The sequence below is a fragment of the Pseudomonas sp. Q12-87 genome (assembly GCF_001269755.1).
Classification (GTDB): Bacteria; Pseudomonadota; Gammaproteobacteria; order Pseudomonadales; family Pseudomonadaceae; genus Aquipseudomonas; species Aquipseudomonas fluorescens_S.
The window spans coordinates 103,358-120,061 of the sequence record NZ_LHVI01000036.1 but is presented as its reverse complement, the minus strand read 5'-3'; the positions used below and the strand labels follow the sequence as shown (position 1 = coordinate 120,061).

The following is a 16,704-nucleotide window of genomic DNA, read 5'->3' as shown; positions in this document are numbered from 1 at the left end:
CTCGGTTGTCGCGATTTTGTGCCGAAAAGCTCCGGCAGGCGATCTTTGGAGCTTATGCAACATTTAGCGTTCATGCCGTTTCGGTGTGTATTGGAGTGTGTAGTACGTCGCGTAAATCATCTTTGGCTGATAAAGACTGTTCGCTTGCGAATAAAAACTTAATTTACATCCATATGTGTACTACTATTTAGGCGTCACCCGTAACAACGGAGCCCAAATCCCATGGCCACTTCCTCGATTGCCCTCAACGCACAGCAACAATTGGATTCCCCGGACGCGGGTCGAGTCGCGTTGAAATTCTTCTTCAATCTCATGACGCTTTGGGGCTGCACTGTCGAGCAGCAGCGCATATTGTTGGGCAAGGTTGGAAACACGACTTTCTATAAGTACAAACAATTGCCGGAAAACGTACGGCTGCCTCGCGACACCCTTGAGCGTATTTCCTATCTGATGGGTATTCACAAGGCGCTGAGCATTATCTTCAGCAACAGTCGGGACCGTGCCTATCAATGGGTCAGCAGCCCTAACACCGCTGCGCCGTTCAACGGCCAGTCGGCGCTGACCTACATGCTGGCCGGACGAGTGGTGGACATCGCCGATGTACGGCGCTATCTGGACGGAGTGCGCGGTTGATGACGCCACCGCTGGTGGATCCGCAATGGAAACGGGCCTATCGGATCGTCAACAGCAGCTTCCCGCCGATCACATTGTTTGAAGACGTGCTCGACCCCGAGGACCTGGCCACTGCCTATGCCCTTGAAGCATTGACCAATGATCGGCTCATGGCTGAAGCCGGCGTGCTGTCGCGGGTGCGCCCCGAAGACCGGGTTTCCGGGCCCGGCTCCTCGCCCGTGATGGCGGCGTTTACCCATATCGGCAAAAGCAGCCGCTTCAGCGACGGCACTTTCGGCGTCTACTATGCCGCCAGCAGCCAGGAAGCCGCTATCGCCGAAACCTGCTATCACCAGGCGCGATTCCTTGGGGCGACCAACGAGCCCGACCTCGAATTGACCATGCGCACCTATGTCAACAAGGTCGTCAAACCCCTGCACGACATCCGCCACGACTACCCGCACCTCCACAATCCGGACCCTGCCGCCTACGGTCCGTCCCAAGTGTTCGCCCGACAACTGCGCGAAACTTTGTCTTGGGGGCTGCTCTACAACAGCGTTCGCCTGCCCGGCCACGAATGCGTAGCCGCTTTTCGCCCACCGGCGGTGTCGATTCCGGTGCAAGGCAAGCATATTCGGTACGTCTGGAGTGCCCAGAAGCGGGAGATATCGTTTGTGTTCGAGGTGAGCGAGGTGTGAAGGAGGGCTGCAGTGCAGCCCAGCGGGAGCAAGCGCCCCCGCCACGGGCATCTGGTCAGATCTTGAACTGTTGTACCGAAGCCTGCATCGACCCTGCCGCGTCGTTCAGTTGATCCGCCGTTTGCGTCAGGTTGTGGATCGAGCGGGTATTTTCCCGGGATTGCTCGGCAATCGATTCGACCCGCTGGGCCATTTCATCGCTGGCCTTCGATTGCTCGGCAATGGTCTGGGAAATTTCTTCCACCACCTCGGCGGCATGCCGGGCGCCGGTGCGGATTTCGCTGATGGACACCCCGGCCTGCTGGGCCAGGTTCACGCCTTCGTCCACCCGACTGACGCACGCCTGCATATTCGCCACCGCATCCCGGGCGCTGGTCTGGATGCGCTCGATCATCGCGGTGATTTCCTGGGTGGACTGAGTGGTGCGTGCCGCCAAGTTGCGCACTTCATCGGCCACCACCGCAAAACCGCGACCCGCCTCGCCGGCACGCGCGGCCTCGATGGCCGCGTTGAGTGCCAGCAAGTTGGTTTGCTCGGCGATGCTCTTGATCACTTGGATGATGGAATGAATGTCTTCGGAGGACGCATCCAGCGCCGTGATCTTGCTGGAAGATTGGTTGACCACCTCGGCGATCCGGTTCATGCCCTCCACCACCCCGAGAATCACCTGCCCGCCGCTGCTAGCCAATTGTTCGGACTGCGCCGAAATCGTCCGGGCGCTGTCGGCGTGTTGATGGATCTGGCTGATGTTCGCCATCATCTGCTCCATGCTCGCGGCCATGCTGGTCGCACTCTGCGCCTGCTGATCGGCACTGGCCACGATCTGCCGCGCCGTGTCGCCCAGATTCCGCGACGTGCCGTTCAACTCGTCGCTCTGGCCACGGATCGTGGCGATCATCTGGCGCAGATTCGTTTGCATCTGCTCGATCACCCCTTGCAACTGGCCCAGCTCATCCTTGCTTTGCGCTCCCATCGACCGCTGCAAATCTCCCTGGGAAATCGCCTGGGTATTGAGGATGATCTTGTTCAGCGGCGTGAGCACCGCCTTGAGCAAGCTCCACGACAACAGCGCCAACGCCACGCACGTGGCCAGCAAGGTAATGACCAACCAACTTTGTGAAGTTTGGATGCTGCTGTCCTGATGCTCGCGCGACGTCTGCGCCTGGTTTTCGATCAGTTCGCTGACCGCCTCGTTGCGCTCCTCCAAGGCTGAAAACGCCGTGTCGAACTCGGCTCGCAACGCATGACCATCCTGGGCACCGCTCAACGCCTTGCCGATCACCTGCTTGGCTTTCTCGATGTAGGTATCGGCTTGTGGTTTCAACTCAGTAATCGCCTGAGCGACCGCCCCCGGCAACTTCGCCTCGGCGTTCTCGGCAATAACCTTGCGCATCCGCTGGGAATGCTCGTCAAACGCCTCCAGCACATCCTTGGCCCCCTGAGCATCCCCGCGCACCACCAACAAAGCGGCAAGCACATCGGCACGAATGGCGTCGTGCATCATGTCCGCCTCCATGTGCTTGCGCATGGCCGAAATACTGGTCTCGCTCTGCACCAGGGCCTCGGACATGGAGTGATAACCCCACAACCCGATGCCACCGAGCAACAGCGCAAAAGAAAGACTGACCAACCCCGAGCCTATGACTTTGGTGCGGATCTTCATCGCTTACTGCTCCTGGAGCGGTGATTTCTGGGCAAGTGTAGTCGAGTGACAGCAGAGCCCTGGGGCGGACGATGTTCTTATTTGAGGCTATCGGCGGGGGGAGCGATAAGGTGAATATCCCCAGAACCCGTGGCGAGGGCGCTTGCTCCCGTTGGGCTGCGGAGCGGTGCTTCTTATCCATGCCCAAACCCCCAAGCTCCAGCCGGACGGATTGAGGCCCGCTCCTACAGTGCCCCGAAGTATCTCGCGACGACCTGCTAATTTAAGCGGGCTCTTGCCGGTGTAAGATGCTCAACAAACGCTCACTATCGAGGCTGTCATGACCGGGATTTCCCTGAACCTGCCGGAAGACCTTTCGAACTCACTCTCTGATCTGGCCAAGACGAATGGCCAAACAGTGAGCTATTTGGCGATGGACGTTCTTCGTGATTACATCGAGCACGAGAAGGCGTTGACCGCACAAATCGAGCTGGCGGTAGAGGAGGCCGATCAAGGTAAGTTCGCCTCCGATGGTCAAGTAGCCGCGATGCGTTCCCGACGCTGGAGCAGGGATGCGGGTTGAGTGGCTGGAAAAAGCCCTTAAAAACCTGGAAGACGAAGCCAGTTACATAGCCCTTGAAACCCCCAAGGCTGCTGACGACTTTTCCGATGCAATCTTTGCCAGCGTAGAACGGTTGGCCCAATTCCCAACCATGGGCCGTGAAGGTCGAGTAAAGAACACACGGGAATGGGCAGTTCCTAATTGGTCCTATCTCATTCCCTATCGGGTACTCGGTGATCGGCTTCAAATTCTTGGGGTGTTCCACACAAGGCAACGCCCTCGTGCCCAGTGGTAAACGGGAGAGCGTAGTCCAGAACTATTAGGGCTGTACCTTTCTTTGCGTGCCGTACCCCGGAGCGGCAGAACACAAGGAAGGCCTCTCATTCGGCTTTTGATCACGCACCGCAATGCGCCGCAAGGAGATTCTGATGACCACTGCCCACGTTTTCATCGCCACCAGTCTGGATGGCTTCATCGCCCGGCCCGATGGTGACATCGACTGGCTTTTGCAACGCGACGATCCAACCGAGGACCATGGCTACTCAGACTTCATTGCTGACAAGGATGTGATTGTGATGGGGCGGGGAAGCTACGAGAAGGTACTGACCTTTGACACTTGGTTCTATGAAAGGCCCGTGGTGGTGCTGTCTGAACAACTGGCGAATTCGCCGGTGCCCGAGGCGCTGAAGGGTAAGGTGCGTTTCTCCCACCTCTCACCCAGGGACGTGATGGAGGAACTGGCGACGCAGGGCGTACGTCGAGTCTATGTCGACGGCGGGCAAGTGGTGCAGTCATTCCTGCGTGATGGATTAGTCGCCGACATGGTGATCACCACGGTTCCTGTGCTGATCGGATCGGGTAGACCGTTGTTCGGGGCCCTTCAGCAGGACGTTGAATTGAAGCTGGTATCCAGTCGCAGCTTTCCTTCGGGATTGGTTCAGTCCACCTATCGCCTGGGTGCATGATCCGCCCGGCTATCCACGGGGAATGATTCAATGAATATTCCACGTGTCGAGGGAGCTTGCTCCCGCTGGGCTGCGAAGCAGCCCTTCTTCCTGTAATGAGCTGGAAGCGGACACTTTAGATGGAGTTCAGGGCGCCCTTTGCTACGATCTCGTCCCACGCCGTGGGGGTGGGAAACAGCTCGTTCAGAAAACCTACAAACGCTTTAACGTTCGGGCTTGCCCGGCGGCTTTCAGGCCATAAGGCTGTGATGGAGGAGCGGTCGACGGCGAACTGTGGAAAGAGCGGCTTCAGTTCTCCCCGAGCGACATAAGGCGCCGCGACATAGGTGGGTGAAATGCCAATGCCACCGCCCGCTGCGAGCACCGCGGCTACCGCATCGCTGGCGTCGATGATGATGGAGGCGTCGGGTGCGATTTCCACTATTCGATCTCCCACGCTGAATGGCCAGCGCAACGCCTGGCCCGAACTCTGGTAGCGAAAATTCACGCAGTCGTGGTCGGCCAGATCACTGAGCTCCAGCGGCGTGCCGCGTTCGGCTAAATAGGCTGGCGAGGCAAAAGCGCAAATTCGATGCGGCCCCAGTCTACGAGAGATGAGTCGCGAGTCGGTCAGGTCGCCCACGCGCACGGCCACATCGATGCCTTGCTCGACGATGTCCGCAAACTGATCGCCCAAGCGCAGGTCGATGGCGAGCTTGGGGTAGCGCTGGCGAAACCTGGGAATCGCCGGCGCCAATATGTTCAGTCCGATAGGTGGTGGCGCTGTCACTTTCAAGGTGCCGGAGGGCTCAGCGCGCGAGGCAGCAGCAGCCTGCTCAATGTCCTCCACCTCGCGCAAAATCCGTAACGCTCGTTCGTACAGGTCTCGTCCTTCCGCTGTCAGAGTGAGCGAGCGGGTGGTACGGCTGAACAAACTCAGCTCGAAATGCTGCTCCAGGCGTTGCACGCTCTTGCTGATGGCAGACGGCGACACCGATAAATCGCGCGCTGCAGCGGTATAGCTGCCCAAGGAGGCTGCGCGAGCAAAGGCAATGAGACCTGTAAGGCGGTCCAACCCAATTTGTTCCTTCATGGCATCAGTAAAGCGACTTATGCCCTAATTATCAATATTGGCTCGCGCCTTTAGTCTTTGCCCATCGACGCCATCAGGGCGTTCAAGGAGAGAGACCATGACCCATTCCACAGCTACACAAAACGCATTTACCCAACCGCTTCCAGCCCAATTGGAAGGCCGCACCGTGGTGATTTTCGGCGGCACGTCCGGCATTGGTTTAGCCGCGGCGATTCAAGCCAAAGCTGCCGGGGCACTCGTGATAGTAATCGGCTCCAACGCCGAACGTGCCGAACAAGCAGCCCTGGAGCACGGGCTCGCCGGCTGGCGTGCCGCTGATGTCACCCATAGCGAAGCCATCTATGCCGCCTTGGCGGACATCCCACACGTGGATCATCTGGTTCTACTCGCCGGGACATTTGTGGCGGGCAAGGTGCTGGATGCGGAAATCGATCACCTGCGCCGGGCGTTTGAAGAGCGGATATGGGCCTCTGTGCACGCCATTCGCGCGCTCGGCAATCGGTTGTCCAAGGACGGTTCCATCACCTTTGTCTCCGGCTGCTTGGCCGATCGGCCCAATGCCCACGGCACCGCTGTGCTCGCTGCTGCTTCGGCAGCCATGGAAGCACTGGCCCGTGGCTTGGCTCTGGAACTGGCGCCCGTTCGCGTCAACACCCTGTCCCCAGGCCCGATCAACACCCCCATTTTCAGCAAAGCCCTGGGCGAGGGGCGCGATGCGTACGTCCGCGCATGGGAACAAGCTTTGCCGTTGCATCGTGTGGGCACCGCCGCTGAAGCAGGCGCGGCTACCGTTTTCTTGATGACCAATACGTTTATGAACGGCGCCACGTTGAACATCGATGGCGGGGCTCGGTTGGTCTGAGTGAAGCCCAGGCATAACGATCCGTACCTCGAATCATCGCCGCGCCCTCGGCCAGGACCTTGGCAACGTGGAGGAGGTTGGAAGCGTGGGTTAGGGCTTCGCCTACGGGTATGCCGCTGTTGACGCGAAAGAGAGGGCGGTCGGAGTGGTAGGAGAAGAAGGTTAGGCCTACGGTTTTGAGGTCTTGCGGATTCGGCATTGCCTGGCTCCTTGACTGTGAGAGCCGCAACCGTCCTTCCTACGGGATTGGGTGGCGGCCATGCACGGGGTAGGAAAACCGGGAGTTGGACTTGTCCCTACAGACCGGACACCAACTCCCTGGCGTTGTCCTCGCAGCGGAACTCAAAACATTAATCCTGTTCTGTTTCTAGCTTTTTACGCTCGGCGCCATTGCTGCTGATCCTTCCATTTATCTGGAAACCCCATGAGTCTCAAATAATCCACTTCCTGCCGATCCATGATTTCGGCCAGGCGAAGCTTCCATTGGCTGTCTGGGCTGATCAAGTCGGTTAGGTAGGCCAGCATCGTCAATACGATGTATAACCGCTGTTTGGGCTGAGGTCGGTTAGCAGGAGCCGTTGGGATGGTCCATTCTTTAGGCAAGGACGGTCGAATCGAAAGCTCTCGGTTCCATAGTCTGGAGTGGTGAGCACAACAGTTGCGAATGAAGGTCAACGTGTGTAGCCAGGAGGCTAATACTTCGAAGGGCAGGCTGAAGCGGGTGGCAATAGCTTTCTTGTCGGCGCTTTTGCCTATGGCATTGAAGAGAGCAGATACCGTCCCAAGGCTCAGCTCTTCCATGATCGCCCAAGCGGGCGGCAACTCAGGGTGGGCATAGGTTGCACCGTAATATCGAAAATAATTGTCGCGCATGCGGTTTTCGATCCGCTGGTGCTGAAGCCCATCGGCTTGTCGACCCTTTTTGATGCGGTCAATATCACGTCTGAGTTTGCTGCGCTCCTTATTCATTTGCTCCCGCAACGGACGCAACAGATCGGGGTGTAGTATGACGAGGAGAAGACTGACGAGTCAGCTATCCAGTCAGCCCCATACTTTGGGCACATATGATTGCTGATAGTCGCTCGTATGGCGACTTCGACACGTTCGATGGCGTCCATGGTAATGCGCCGCAACGAACCATCGAAGCGGTAGATGTCGACGATTGCCTTCAGTGTGCTGCCTGGCTTGAAAGTATGTTCAGGGTCTGGCTCTTGAAAAGGGCGCATGTAAGGACTCAGGCGAAACAGCGTGGCCACTTCAAGAAAACGCATGGCCCGATCATCGTTGGCGATGTGCAAGCCTCGTTGCTTTAGCAGTTCCAATTGCTGTTCTACGCTGAGAGCCGGTTTGTCGAAGGGCCTCATGTAGTTTTCTCCAGGCAAAAAAAACCCGCACGATTTGAGCTTGCTGACTGGGTCAACCTAGGCTTGGCGGGTGTGTTGGGGTGCATTATAGGTGGGTGTAAGGGGCCGTCAACGTCGCACTAACGTGAAATTGTAACGAGCCGGCGCGCAAGCAAGGTTTGGTCTGTCGATGCTGACAAGGCGGTGTGGGTCGTATCTGTTTTCTGGAAATTTCAAGCATCAGAAACAACAAAGCCCCCGCATTTCTGCGAGGGCTTCGTTTTGTATGGTGCGGCACCAGGAGTCGAACGATCTAATAAGTTATTGAGTTAGCTGATTAATACTTAAAGACCTGTGCGATTCTACCTCTAAAACTACCTCAAGGACCTCGCGCGCCTGAGGATCTTGCTTGACGTGACTAACGGCGAAGGGCCGGAGTTGCCCCCACAGCGGCCGGTCATTCGTCTATGAGAGTTGGGCCGTTGCTGTGTCAACTGTCAATCACGTTAGAGTTAGAGTAGGTCCATGGTGGCCATGGAATCAGCCATGCGGTAGCCCATCGCTTTGTAACCCGCCTGGCGCTTATCCCACATCCTCATCAGCGCGACATTACCCTCGTCAACGAAGTCGATCACTCTCACGTCGGCCTTTTCGGCATGCGATCGATGCAATCGTCCCGCATATTGCTGAAGGATACCCTTCCATGAGATGGGCATTGCCAGCACCAGCGTGTCCAACGGCGGATGATCGAAGCCTTCACCTACTAGTTTTCCTGTTGCCAGCAGCACTCGTGGAGCATCAGGGGGAAGGGACTCAAGATCATGCATACGGGAAGTTCGCTGTTTCTTAGGCACTCGCCCATGAAGCGTGAAAAGGTTATGCACGCGCTGCTTCAATTCTAATTCAAGGGCATCCACATGTTCCGTCCGCTCCGTTAACACTAGAATTTTTCTACCCTCGTTGTACGCCAGCTCAATCTCCGAGACGATTTTGGCTGTCCGCTCAGAGTCGTCGGCTAGACGCCGAAAAACGTCCTGAATCCCAAAGCCGTCGGGGACCACTATTGGTTTGGGCAGCAATCGAGGCACGACGGAGAGGTCATGGGGCGCACTCGCAGGTCGAGCAGCAGAATGTCGGATCGGTCCGCACTGCATGAAAATAATGGGCTGCTGCCCATCTCGGCGCACTGGGGTTGCAGTGAGTCCCAGTACGTACCGCGCTGTAGCGCTTCTCAGTAGTGCCTCGAATGACACTGCTGATAGGTGATGACACTCATCAACGATGATCTGGCCGTAATTTTTTTACCTGATCGCTGATCTCGCCTTTTCGCGATAACGACTGCATTACGGCAATGTCGATGATGCCTGTAAGTTTCGCTTTTCCGCCCCCAAGAGTACCAACGACACCATTCCCGACTCTCAAGAACGCCTGCAAGCGCTCTTGCCACTGCCTTAATAGTTCTGTCCGATGCACAAGCACCAACGTGTTAATGCCACGTGCGGCAATCAACGCAGCAGCACTCACTGTTTTACCGAAAGCTGTCGGTGCGCAGAGGATACCGGTGTCATGACTTAGCATTGCGCTGACAGCAGCCTCTTGGTCAGAACGCAGGGTCCCGAGAAAGCTCACGTCGATGGGGTCGCCCGCGAAGCGTTCGTCTTTAAGAATAGGGGTAACCCCGTTTTCCTCTAAAAGCTCCAGCGCAGCATCCAAACAGCCACGTGGTAACGCAATATGTTTGGGGAAGTTCTGGGCACAGCCGATAATCCTTGGCTTGTTCCACACTGACATGCGCATGGCCTGAGCTTTGTAGAACTCAGGATTTTGAAAGGCAGCGAGCCGGACAAGCTGGTTTGCCAATGGCTGTGGCAATTCCGACTTTTCAAAGTAAATTAAGTTAGCCAGCGTGATGTTGACAGCAGCAGGCAACGGGCATGTCAATTTACGTGATCTCGATTCACGATCTTTCCAAGGTTCTGCATCACCGTCGTCATCGACATAGGCGACCCCTAGAGGGTCCCGATTACCCATCGCCTGGATAATAACGGGCTGGATATCTTCTGGACTCATGCGCTGAATCGATGCCAGGAAGGCCCATTGATCAGGATGAGGCTCAAGCGAGTCGTCTACAAAAACGCTATTGTTTTGGGCCCTGGCCCGCTTTTGTAAAGGGAGCGCGATGAGATTTCCAAAGCCGCCTTTGGGCATATAGTCCTGGTTTGGAAACAGTCGATCATAGGAGCTGAGCGCCAACTGGCGGGTGCGCTCACAGGCATGACTGATGATTGCGGCACCGAGGCGGCGCGCATCGCAGGCAGGAACATTACGCTCAAAGAAAATCCAGCCATGAGCCCCTTGGCCTGAGCGCGATATTTCCAGCGCCACCGGGACGTTCAACTCATGGCATGACTGTACAAAAGCTTTGGAATCATCACGCCATTCGGCCTCATCGAAGTCGACTGCCAAAAAATAACAAGTGTCATCAGAGAGTAGGGGGTAGATACCAACGACCACTTCGCCCGCCAGATGGCGATAGACCACCTCATCGGTCAGCGGAAGCAGCTGGCGGTTACCGCAGTCGCCACACTTAATTCGGGGCTTCTCACAAACACCAGGCTTCCATTCGTTTGCGCAAGCGGGTGCGTATCCTGATTTGCCTGCCTTGCTTTCCCAGCGGATGGGATAAACGTCCGTCCTACCACGAAACAAGCTTCGGAATAGGGCAAGCTTTCCATCAGTATCGAGTTGCTGTGATTGTTCTGCTTGGACAATCGCTATCTTGACTGGCTCAGCAGGCGGACGCCATTCGATGCCATGAGCATCCAGCAAGGCAACCAATCTTGCATTCTCAGCCCTTAGCTTCGCCACCAGACTAGTGTCTATCACCGCCTTCAGCCTCTACGTCTCAGGTGAAGCCTGTAGCCTCGAGCTACAACCCTCAGTCCATCAGTAAAACATAGAGGTTATCAAACAACAGAGGTTAGGTTCAGGGGCTCAAGAGGTCCGCCCTAATCCCAATCAAATTGTTGGCTGGCTCAATCTGCCAGTTAGGGATACAGAGCGCGCAGTTGCTGGCATTCGGCTAACGTTGAAAATTCCAGGATTTTCCTAGGCGCAGAGTGATCAGGCTTGTGGTCAGCAGGTAGTAGTAGCGCGTCGATTTCGAGTTTGAGTTCATGTGGTGGTTCAAAAACCAAACGAGATGCTTTCTTTGCCATGTCCATGGATTATCTCGGTTCCAGCGTTCAGAAATGGCTGCTTGAATAGTCTTGGCCTGGCGGATGTGACGTTCTCGTGTGGCATGTGCTCCAGTCAGTGCCCCAGCCAAGAAGATCTCCATATCGAATGGTTTATTCATACCCGACCACCGATGTACGCCGATACCACGTCGATTCGACCGTGTCCCAGCTCATAGCTGATTTGAAAGCGTGCCTCTCGATCAAGGCATGGATCGAGGCGCCTGCCCCTGCCACCGTTGATGGGCGCTAGGTGATGGGTGATCTGCTCATAGCGTTCGCATGCATAAGCCGCGCGCAATTCGTGGAAGCCTTTGAGGTTGTGCGTATGGAGGATGTCTCGGGCGGGGCGTATGACACTCGGTTGGAAATCGAGGTAGCTCTCGTTCGGTGCCAGCAGGTTGCGGCTACAGTCGGGAGAGACCTGTTCGGCGTACCTGAGCGCTTCGCGAATATGGTCATCCACCCTGATCCACCGAGGCGCGGTTCCGCCGCCGCGGCCACCTTTGGTGCCATCCTGGATGTTGATCTTTTCGTAGTGTTCGGCTTCTCTTCGCAGGCGCGGAAGGTCGGCCAAGATGGCCTCGCGCAAGCGCATGCCGGTGGCTCGCGCCAGCTGGGCGATGGCCGCCGCACGCGGCATTTGGTGTTCGCAGAGCACGTCGACGATCCGCTTCACGTGTTCGCAGTCTTGGCCTTGCGGCACCGAGCGACGAACACTGTTCCGCCGCATTCCCAGCGTCTTGCTCGGACTCGGCACTTTCACATACTGATCACCGCGAAGTGCGGCCATGGTTCGGTTTACGCTGGACAACCGGTTTTGCGCGGTGGCGATGCTGATAGCGCCTTGTTCAACTTGGTGACGCAGATGACCGGCGTAGTCCAGCAAGGTCCGCCAATCAATTTGCCTCGCATCGTTAAACCCGGGCCCATCCTCAGACCGACACCATCGTACAAATGCCAGCCAACGATCACTGTGCGCTTTGACGGTCCCGTAATGCCCTCCGCCGAACATGTCTTTTAACGCCTGCGGCCCGGCATAACTCAGTTGCCGGCCATAGCCAAAATTGCGCCCGCCACGTTTACCTACCAGTGCCATGATCGAACTCCTCTCGAAGCCAAAAAGTTTCAAACCTTCCTCACGTCATCCCGCCACGAATGTTGAGTGTTATCAGGGATCAAGGCCCCTGCGACCTGTGAGGGTTGTCCTCTAACGCAGGACTGGCGGTTGGGCATCTCATGATCTGACCTCCTGAACACTTCCAAAGAAGTGGGCGGGTGGAGGCTGCACTGGCTGACGAGACCAATGCCGCGAGATCCTGAGTCGAGTGAAGGTAGTGATGCGGTGACCGGGGCATGCCTGACTGTCAGTCAGGTGCAGTCCATTCCGTGGGCTGCGGCACCATCATCGGCATCGCTGATGCTGGTGACTTCGGTGTTTGTCACGCCGATTGTCACGAGAGGGAATGCCGCAAAGCCTTGTACGAGTTGGGCTGCAGCAGCGGTAGGAGCGCCCGTCTCTTTCCGGAAGAAAGAGACGGGCGCAGGTTGGCGCAAGGAAATGGACAAGCGGATAGGTTGCTGCAGGGCAGCTATGAAAGGGGATGAGTTGCCGCAGTGGGCACACTGATAAAAGTAGGCATCCATCACATCGCTGTGACCGTGCGAGCCGCCGGACGCTAATCGCACTTTGGGAGAACCACCACCGTGTGGCGTAGCCTTAAAGGTTCTGACTACCTGGGTTGCTGTCAACGACAGCGCTTTGCCCGATCTTTTCTACGCCTGTGGATAATTCGGGTCAAGGCTCGAATTTTCGGGAGTTCTGCGGCTGTGGATGAAATTATCCACCGGTGGAAATCAGTGGTTTTCCACAGACAGTTGCGTGGGCTTTAGATTTTTTAAGTGAGGTCCATCCAAGCAGGGCGGCTTTGCAGCCCCGCTTGGATGGACCCGCGTGGACAAGCGGATCATCGAGATTTCGAGAACGTACGCTTACTTTGCTGCGCCGCGATTGGCTTTTGGCCATGTGACATTCGTGCAGAGTCGTGAGGAGTGACATCCTCCTGCTGGTGGGTGACTGGGAATCGGCTCCACCAGTTCATGATCAGTCTCCGCTCGTCGAGTTGCGTGCGACTATGGAAGACTGAGTACAATCCCCCGCACGTATGTCTTTTCTTCGACCTTTTGCAGCTACGTGAAGCAGGCTGATCATTTAGGAAGTCTTTGATGTCACTCAATCCCCACACCCTTGAAGACCTGCCCTCGCTGGTTGAATCTGTCGAGCTCGAATGCAAGCTCGCTCAGGGGCAGGATGGGAAGGGAGAGTTGCCTAAGGATTTCTGGTTAACCTACTCCGCTTTTGCTAACACTCAGGGTGGGGTAGTACTGCTTGGCGTGCGCGAGAAGGATGGGCGGTTCAGCGTTGCAGGCCTATCAAATATCGAGAAAGTACGTACTGACCTGTTCAATACCCTCAACAATCCGGCCAAGGTCAGTGTCAATCTGCTGACTGACCGGGAGGTGGTCGTCAGAGAGTTGGAGGGCAAGCAGGTACTTGAAGTGAAAATCCCGGCGGCTTCGCGTAAGCAGAAGCCAGTATTTCTCAATGGTCAGCCGCTAGGTAACACTTATCGTCGATTACATGAGGGTGATCGGCGTTGCTCTGAGGAAGATGTTCGCCGCATGTTCGCAGAGCAAGTGGAGGACTGTCGGGACGAGCGGATTTTGCCAAATTACGACTTCGCAGACATCGATCCGGACAGTCTGCGTATCTACCGCCAGATGCTTAGCGACATAAAGCCAGGCCATCCAGCGCTGGAGCACCAAGGGATTGAGTTTCTTCGACAGATAGGCGGCTGGCGAAAGGACCGAGCGAACGGAGTCGAAGGGCTGACTCTGGCAGGTTTACTGATGTTCGGACGCTGGCTTTCGATCCAAGAGAGTGTGCCGCATTACTTTGTGGACTATCAGGAGCGGCCGCACGCCAAAACAGAACTACGTTGGGTGGATAGACTCGTCCCTGATGGAACCTGGTCAGGAAATCTGTTTGATTTCTACCGGCGGGTTTATCGCAAGTTGGTTGAGGACCTAAAGGTACCGTTCGTTCTCAAAGGTGATCAGCGCCAGGATGACACACCGGTACATGAAGCTCTGCGCGAGGCTTTGGTTAATACCTTGGTCCATGCCGACTATACCGGACGGGTTTCTGTGTTAGTCGTGAAGCGTCCTGACTTGTTTGGCTTTCGCAATCCTGGCGGCTTGCGTTTACCCCTTGAGCAGGTGTTGCAAGGTGGTACCAGCGATTGCCGGAACAGGCTAATGCACCAAATGTTTCTTCTTATAGGCCTTGGCGAGCGTGGTGGTTCTGGGGTTCCAAAAATCTACAGCGGGTGGCGCAGCCAGCATTGGCGACCGCCAGCCCTTTATGAAAAGCCCGAGCCCGAGCAAACCCTTCTTGAGCTTCGCATGTTGGACTTGCTTCCTGAAGGGGTGGTGGAGCAGTTACGAGAGCGATTTGGGGTTCGTTTCGAGAGCTTGGAACATACTGCCAGGTTGATTTTGGCCACGGCCGCGATTGAGCGGGTGGTCAGCCATAATCGTCTTCTTGAGATTTGTGATACTCATGCTCATGACTTGAGCCAACTGCTTGCGCGGTTGGTACGCGAGGGATTCCTTGTGCCCGACGGGCGCTCACGGGGCATGATTTATCACCTGCCGGGTGAGCAACTGCCTACGCCGGAGCAAGTGTTCGCAGGTCCGCTACAGAGCTCCGAACATTACGCCGGCAGCTCCGAACATAACGGGGCTAGCTCCGAACATAACGCAGGTAGCTCCGAACATAAGGTCGAGCTGGATATGCAGCGAAACGATGATGGCTGCTTGTTGAGCGATCATATTGACGCGCCGCTGATCGATGATTTGGACAGGCTTGATGTAGGGTTTCGAGAAAAGCTCGAAATACTGGCTGAGGAGCCGCGCAATCGAGAGCGCATGCAAAAGGATCGTATGCAACAGGTGATTATCACCCTATGCAAGGAGCACTATCTGACGCTCAACGTGTTGGCTAATTTGGTAAAGCGCAGTCCAGATGCCCTCCGTCAGCAGTACCTGAATGGAATGGTGAAAAGTAGGCAGATTCAGTTGGCATTTCCGTCCAAGCCGACTCATGAAAGGCAGGCGTACAAAGCGTACGTTGGTGGGCAGGACGAGGAGTAGGCTAACGGCCTACTCCCTCAAGTGGCTTTTCGCCTTGAGCCGCGTGACGTTCGTCCCGGTCTGGTTTGCAAATTCGTGCGGGGTGACATGCTCCTGCCGGTTGGCCTCCAGATACCGGCTCCACCAGTTCATGATCAGCCTGCGCTCCTCGATGAACTCGGCCTTGTGGATGTAAGCAGCTCGGACGTTATTCCGCTCCTTGTGACTCATCTGCCGTTCAATGGCTGTCTCCGACCACAAGCCTGACTCAATCAGCGCGCTACAGGCCATCGACCGAAACCCATGCCCGCATATTTCGGCTTTGGTGTTGTACCCCATCTTTCTGAGTGCGCTGTTCATCGTGTTTTCAGACATGGGCTTCCAGGGCTTGGCATCGCCTGCAAACACCAAGTCGAATTTGCCGGTGAGGACGTGGATTTGTTCAAGCAGGGTCACGGCTTGCGGCGATAAGGGTACAAGGTGGATGTCCCCGGCCATCTTCGTACCCCTTGTTGAAAAGGGTACTCCGTCCAACGCGGGTCGAGTGTCCGGTATCTCCCAGGTGCCGCGCTTGAGGTCGAACTCGCTCCAGCGGGCGAAGCGCAGTTCGCTGGAGCGGACGAACACATGCAGCGAGAGCATGACCGTCAGCCGGGTAAGTGCGCGGCCTCTGTAGGTGTCGATACGCTCCTGCAATTCAGGCAGACGCGATAAAGGTAAAGCAGGGCGGTGAATCACCCTCGGAGCTTTGATCAAACCTTCAAGGTCGGAGGCCGGGTTTGCCGCGATCTGTCGAGCACGCTTCGCCTCGCGCATGATGCTTTGCAGGTAGTTTTGTACCCTTAAAGCGACGTCAATCGTGCCGCGCTTCTGGATCGCTTCCAGAGGTTGCATCAGGTCATGGGTGTCCAGATCGACAATGGAGCGAGCGCCGATCAGCGGGAAGACATGGGTTTTGAGGCGGCTCAGGACGGTCTTGGCATGGCCCGGAGCCCATTTGGCAGACATCGCTTTGTGCCAGTCCAGTGCGGCGCTTTCAAAGGTTCGGCCTTTGATTGCGGCCTGCGTCTTGGCTTGGTGTTTGGTCTCTATGGGGTCGATGCCATTCGCCAGCATCCGCTTGACCTCCAGGCGCTTGTTGCGCGCATCGGCGAGGCCGACCACGGGATAGCTGCCGAACGAGGTCAGTCCTTCGCGTCCATCAGGCTTGATATACCTGAGACGCCAGCCTTTACGGCCATTGGGTTGGACTAGAAGGTAGAGGCCGTCGCCGTCGAAAAGCTTGTAAGCGCGGTCGGTGGGCTTGGCTGAGCGGCAAGCCGAATCGGAGAGTGGAGCAGTGGTGCGCGACATAAGGGTACTCCCCCTTTATCGAATTACCTTACCCCTAACACTACCCCTAAAACGGTTGGAATCCACCAGTTCCTGACGGAAACCGATGGAACGCCAAAACGAAAAAACCCGCCAGAAGGCGGGTTTTTCGAGGGGTTCAGAGATTTTGAAAGCCTTCTCTGGAAC

At 56.4% G+C, this 16,704-nt stretch carries 15 protein-coding genes and 1 pseudogene; 7 read left to right on the top strand and 9 right to left on the bottom strand.

What is annotated here, in order from left to right; all coding sequences use genetic code 11:
* Positions 1–222 precede the first annotated feature (222 nt).
* Positions 223–633 (top strand): MbcA/ParS/Xre antitoxin family protein, encoded by a 411-nt coding sequence (locus AD663_RS26460; RefSeq protein WP_003186783.1) that lies wholly within the window; start codon positions 223–225, stop codon positions 631–633.
* Positions 633–1,310 carry an RES family NAD+ phosphorylase gene (locus tag AD663_RS26455; RefSeq protein WP_003186782.1) on the top strand — a complete coding sequence of 226 codons (678 nt, stop codon included), beginning with the start codon at positions 633–635 and terminating at the stop codon, positions 1,308–1,310. The genes AD663_RS26460 and AD663_RS26455 overlap by 1 nt, the downstream gene beginning before the upstream one ends.
* A 55-nt stretch (positions 1,311–1,365) precedes the next feature.
* Here the strand turns inward: AD663_RS26455 and AD663_RS26450 are convergent, their stop codons facing one another.
* On the bottom strand, positions 1,366–2,973 hold the full coding sequence (locus AD663_RS26450) for a methyl-accepting chemotaxis protein (protein WP_053214806.1): 1,608 nt from the start codon (positions 2,971–2,973) through the stop codon (positions 1,366–1,368).
* Between the two features lie 319 nt (positions 2,974–3,292).
* Between AD663_RS26450 and AD663_RS26445 the strand changes: the two genes are divergently transcribed.
* The 3 genes from AD663_RS26445 (at position 3,293) to AD663_RS26435 (ending at position 4,479) form a co-directional block, all read left to right on the top strand.
* Complete coding sequence (locus AD663_RS26445) at positions 3,293–3,535, top strand: CopG family ribbon-helix-helix protein (protein ID WP_003186778.1); 243 nt, start codon at positions 3,293–3,295, stop codon at positions 3,533–3,535.
* Positions 3,525–3,809, top strand: a complete 285-nt coding sequence (locus tag AD663_RS26440) for a type II toxin-antitoxin system RelE/ParE family toxin (protein ID WP_003186777.1) — start codon at positions 3,525–3,527, stop codon at positions 3,807–3,809. Before AD663_RS26445 ends, AD663_RS26440 begins: the two co-directional genes overlap by 11 nt.
* 133 nt (positions 3,810–3,942) lie before the next feature.
* The gene (locus AD663_RS26435) at positions 3,943–4,479 is read left to right on the top strand and encodes a dihydrofolate reductase family protein (RefSeq protein WP_003186776.1); all 537 of its coding nucleotides are present in this window, start codon (positions 3,943–3,945) and stop codon (positions 4,477–4,479) included.
* 115 nt (positions 4,480–4,594) lie between these two features.
* On the opposite strand, the gene AD663_RS26430 is transcribed toward AD663_RS26435, so the two are convergent.
* The gene (locus AD663_RS26430; RefSeq protein WP_003186775.1) at positions 4,595–5,551 is read right to left on the bottom strand and encodes a LysR family transcriptional regulator; all 957 of its coding nucleotides are present in this window, start codon (positions 5,549–5,551) and stop codon (positions 4,595–4,597) included.
* A 97-nt stretch (positions 5,552–5,648) separates the two neighbouring features.
* On the opposite strand from AD663_RS26430, the gene AD663_RS26425 reads away from it, so the two are divergent.
* The gene (locus tag AD663_RS26425) at positions 5,649–6,413 is read left to right on the top strand and encodes an SDR family oxidoreductase (protein WP_003186774.1); all 765 of its coding nucleotides are present in this window, start codon (positions 5,649–5,651) and stop codon (positions 6,411–6,413) included.
* Here the strand turns inward: AD663_RS26425 and AD663_RS28765 are convergent.
* The 6 genes and pseudogenes from AD663_RS28765 to AD663_RS26410 all read right to left on the bottom strand — a co-directional run bounded on the left by AD663_RS28765 (position 6,364) and on the right by AD663_RS26410 (position 12,091).
* Positions 6,364–6,612: a DUF3077 domain-containing protein gene (locus tag AD663_RS28765; RefSeq protein ID WP_083455209.1), complete on the bottom strand. Its 249-nt coding sequence runs from the start codon at positions 6,610–6,612 to the stop codon at positions 6,364–6,366. The genes AD663_RS26425 and AD663_RS28765 overlap by 50 nt on opposite strands.
* A gap of 176 nt (positions 6,613–6,788) precedes the next feature.
* Positions 6,789–7,382: an Abi family protein gene (locus tag AD663_RS29485; RefSeq protein ID WP_256217267.1), complete on the bottom strand. Its 594-nt coding sequence runs from the start codon at positions 7,380–7,382 to the stop codon at positions 6,789–6,791.
* Positions 7,379–7,777: an Abi family protein gene (locus AD663_RS29480; RefSeq protein WP_256217266.1), complete on the bottom strand. Its 399-nt coding sequence runs from the start codon at positions 7,775–7,777 to the stop codon at positions 7,379–7,381. Before AD663_RS29480 ends, AD663_RS29485 begins: the two co-directional genes overlap by 4 nt.
* Before the next feature lie 491 nt (positions 7,778–8,268).
* Positions 8,269–10,642, bottom strand: a pseudogene (locus AD663_RS26415) (DEAD/DEAH box helicase family protein).
* A gap of 196 nt (positions 10,643–10,838) precedes the next feature.
* Positions 10,839–11,114 carry a hypothetical protein gene (locus tag AD663_RS28760; RefSeq protein ID WP_080932528.1) on the bottom strand — a complete coding sequence of 92 codons (276 nt, stop codon included), beginning with the start codon at positions 11,112–11,114 and terminating at the stop codon, positions 10,839–10,841.
* The gene (locus tag AD663_RS26410; protein WP_053214805.1) at positions 11,111–12,091 is read right to left on the bottom strand and encodes an integrase domain-containing protein; all 981 of its coding nucleotides are present in this window, start codon (positions 12,089–12,091) and stop codon (positions 11,111–11,113) included. The genes AD663_RS28760 and AD663_RS26410 overlap by 4 nt, the downstream gene beginning before the upstream one ends.
* Positions 12,092–13,218: 1,127 nt before the next feature.
* On the opposite strand from AD663_RS26410, the gene AD663_RS26405 reads away from it, so the two are divergent.
* Positions 13,219–15,207: an RNA-binding domain-containing protein gene (locus tag AD663_RS26405; RefSeq protein WP_053214804.1), complete on the top strand. Its 1,989-nt coding sequence runs from the start codon at positions 13,219–13,221 to the stop codon at positions 15,205–15,207.
* A gap of 9 nt (positions 15,208–15,216) precedes the next feature.
* Here the strand turns inward: AD663_RS26405 and AD663_RS26400 are convergent, their stop codons facing one another.
* The gene (locus tag AD663_RS26400) at positions 15,217–16,539 is read right to left on the bottom strand and encodes an integrase arm-type DNA-binding domain-containing protein (RefSeq protein ID WP_053214803.1); all 1,323 of its coding nucleotides are present in this window, start codon (positions 16,537–16,539) and stop codon (positions 15,217–15,219) included.
* Positions 16,540–16,704: the final 165 nt, after the last annotated feature.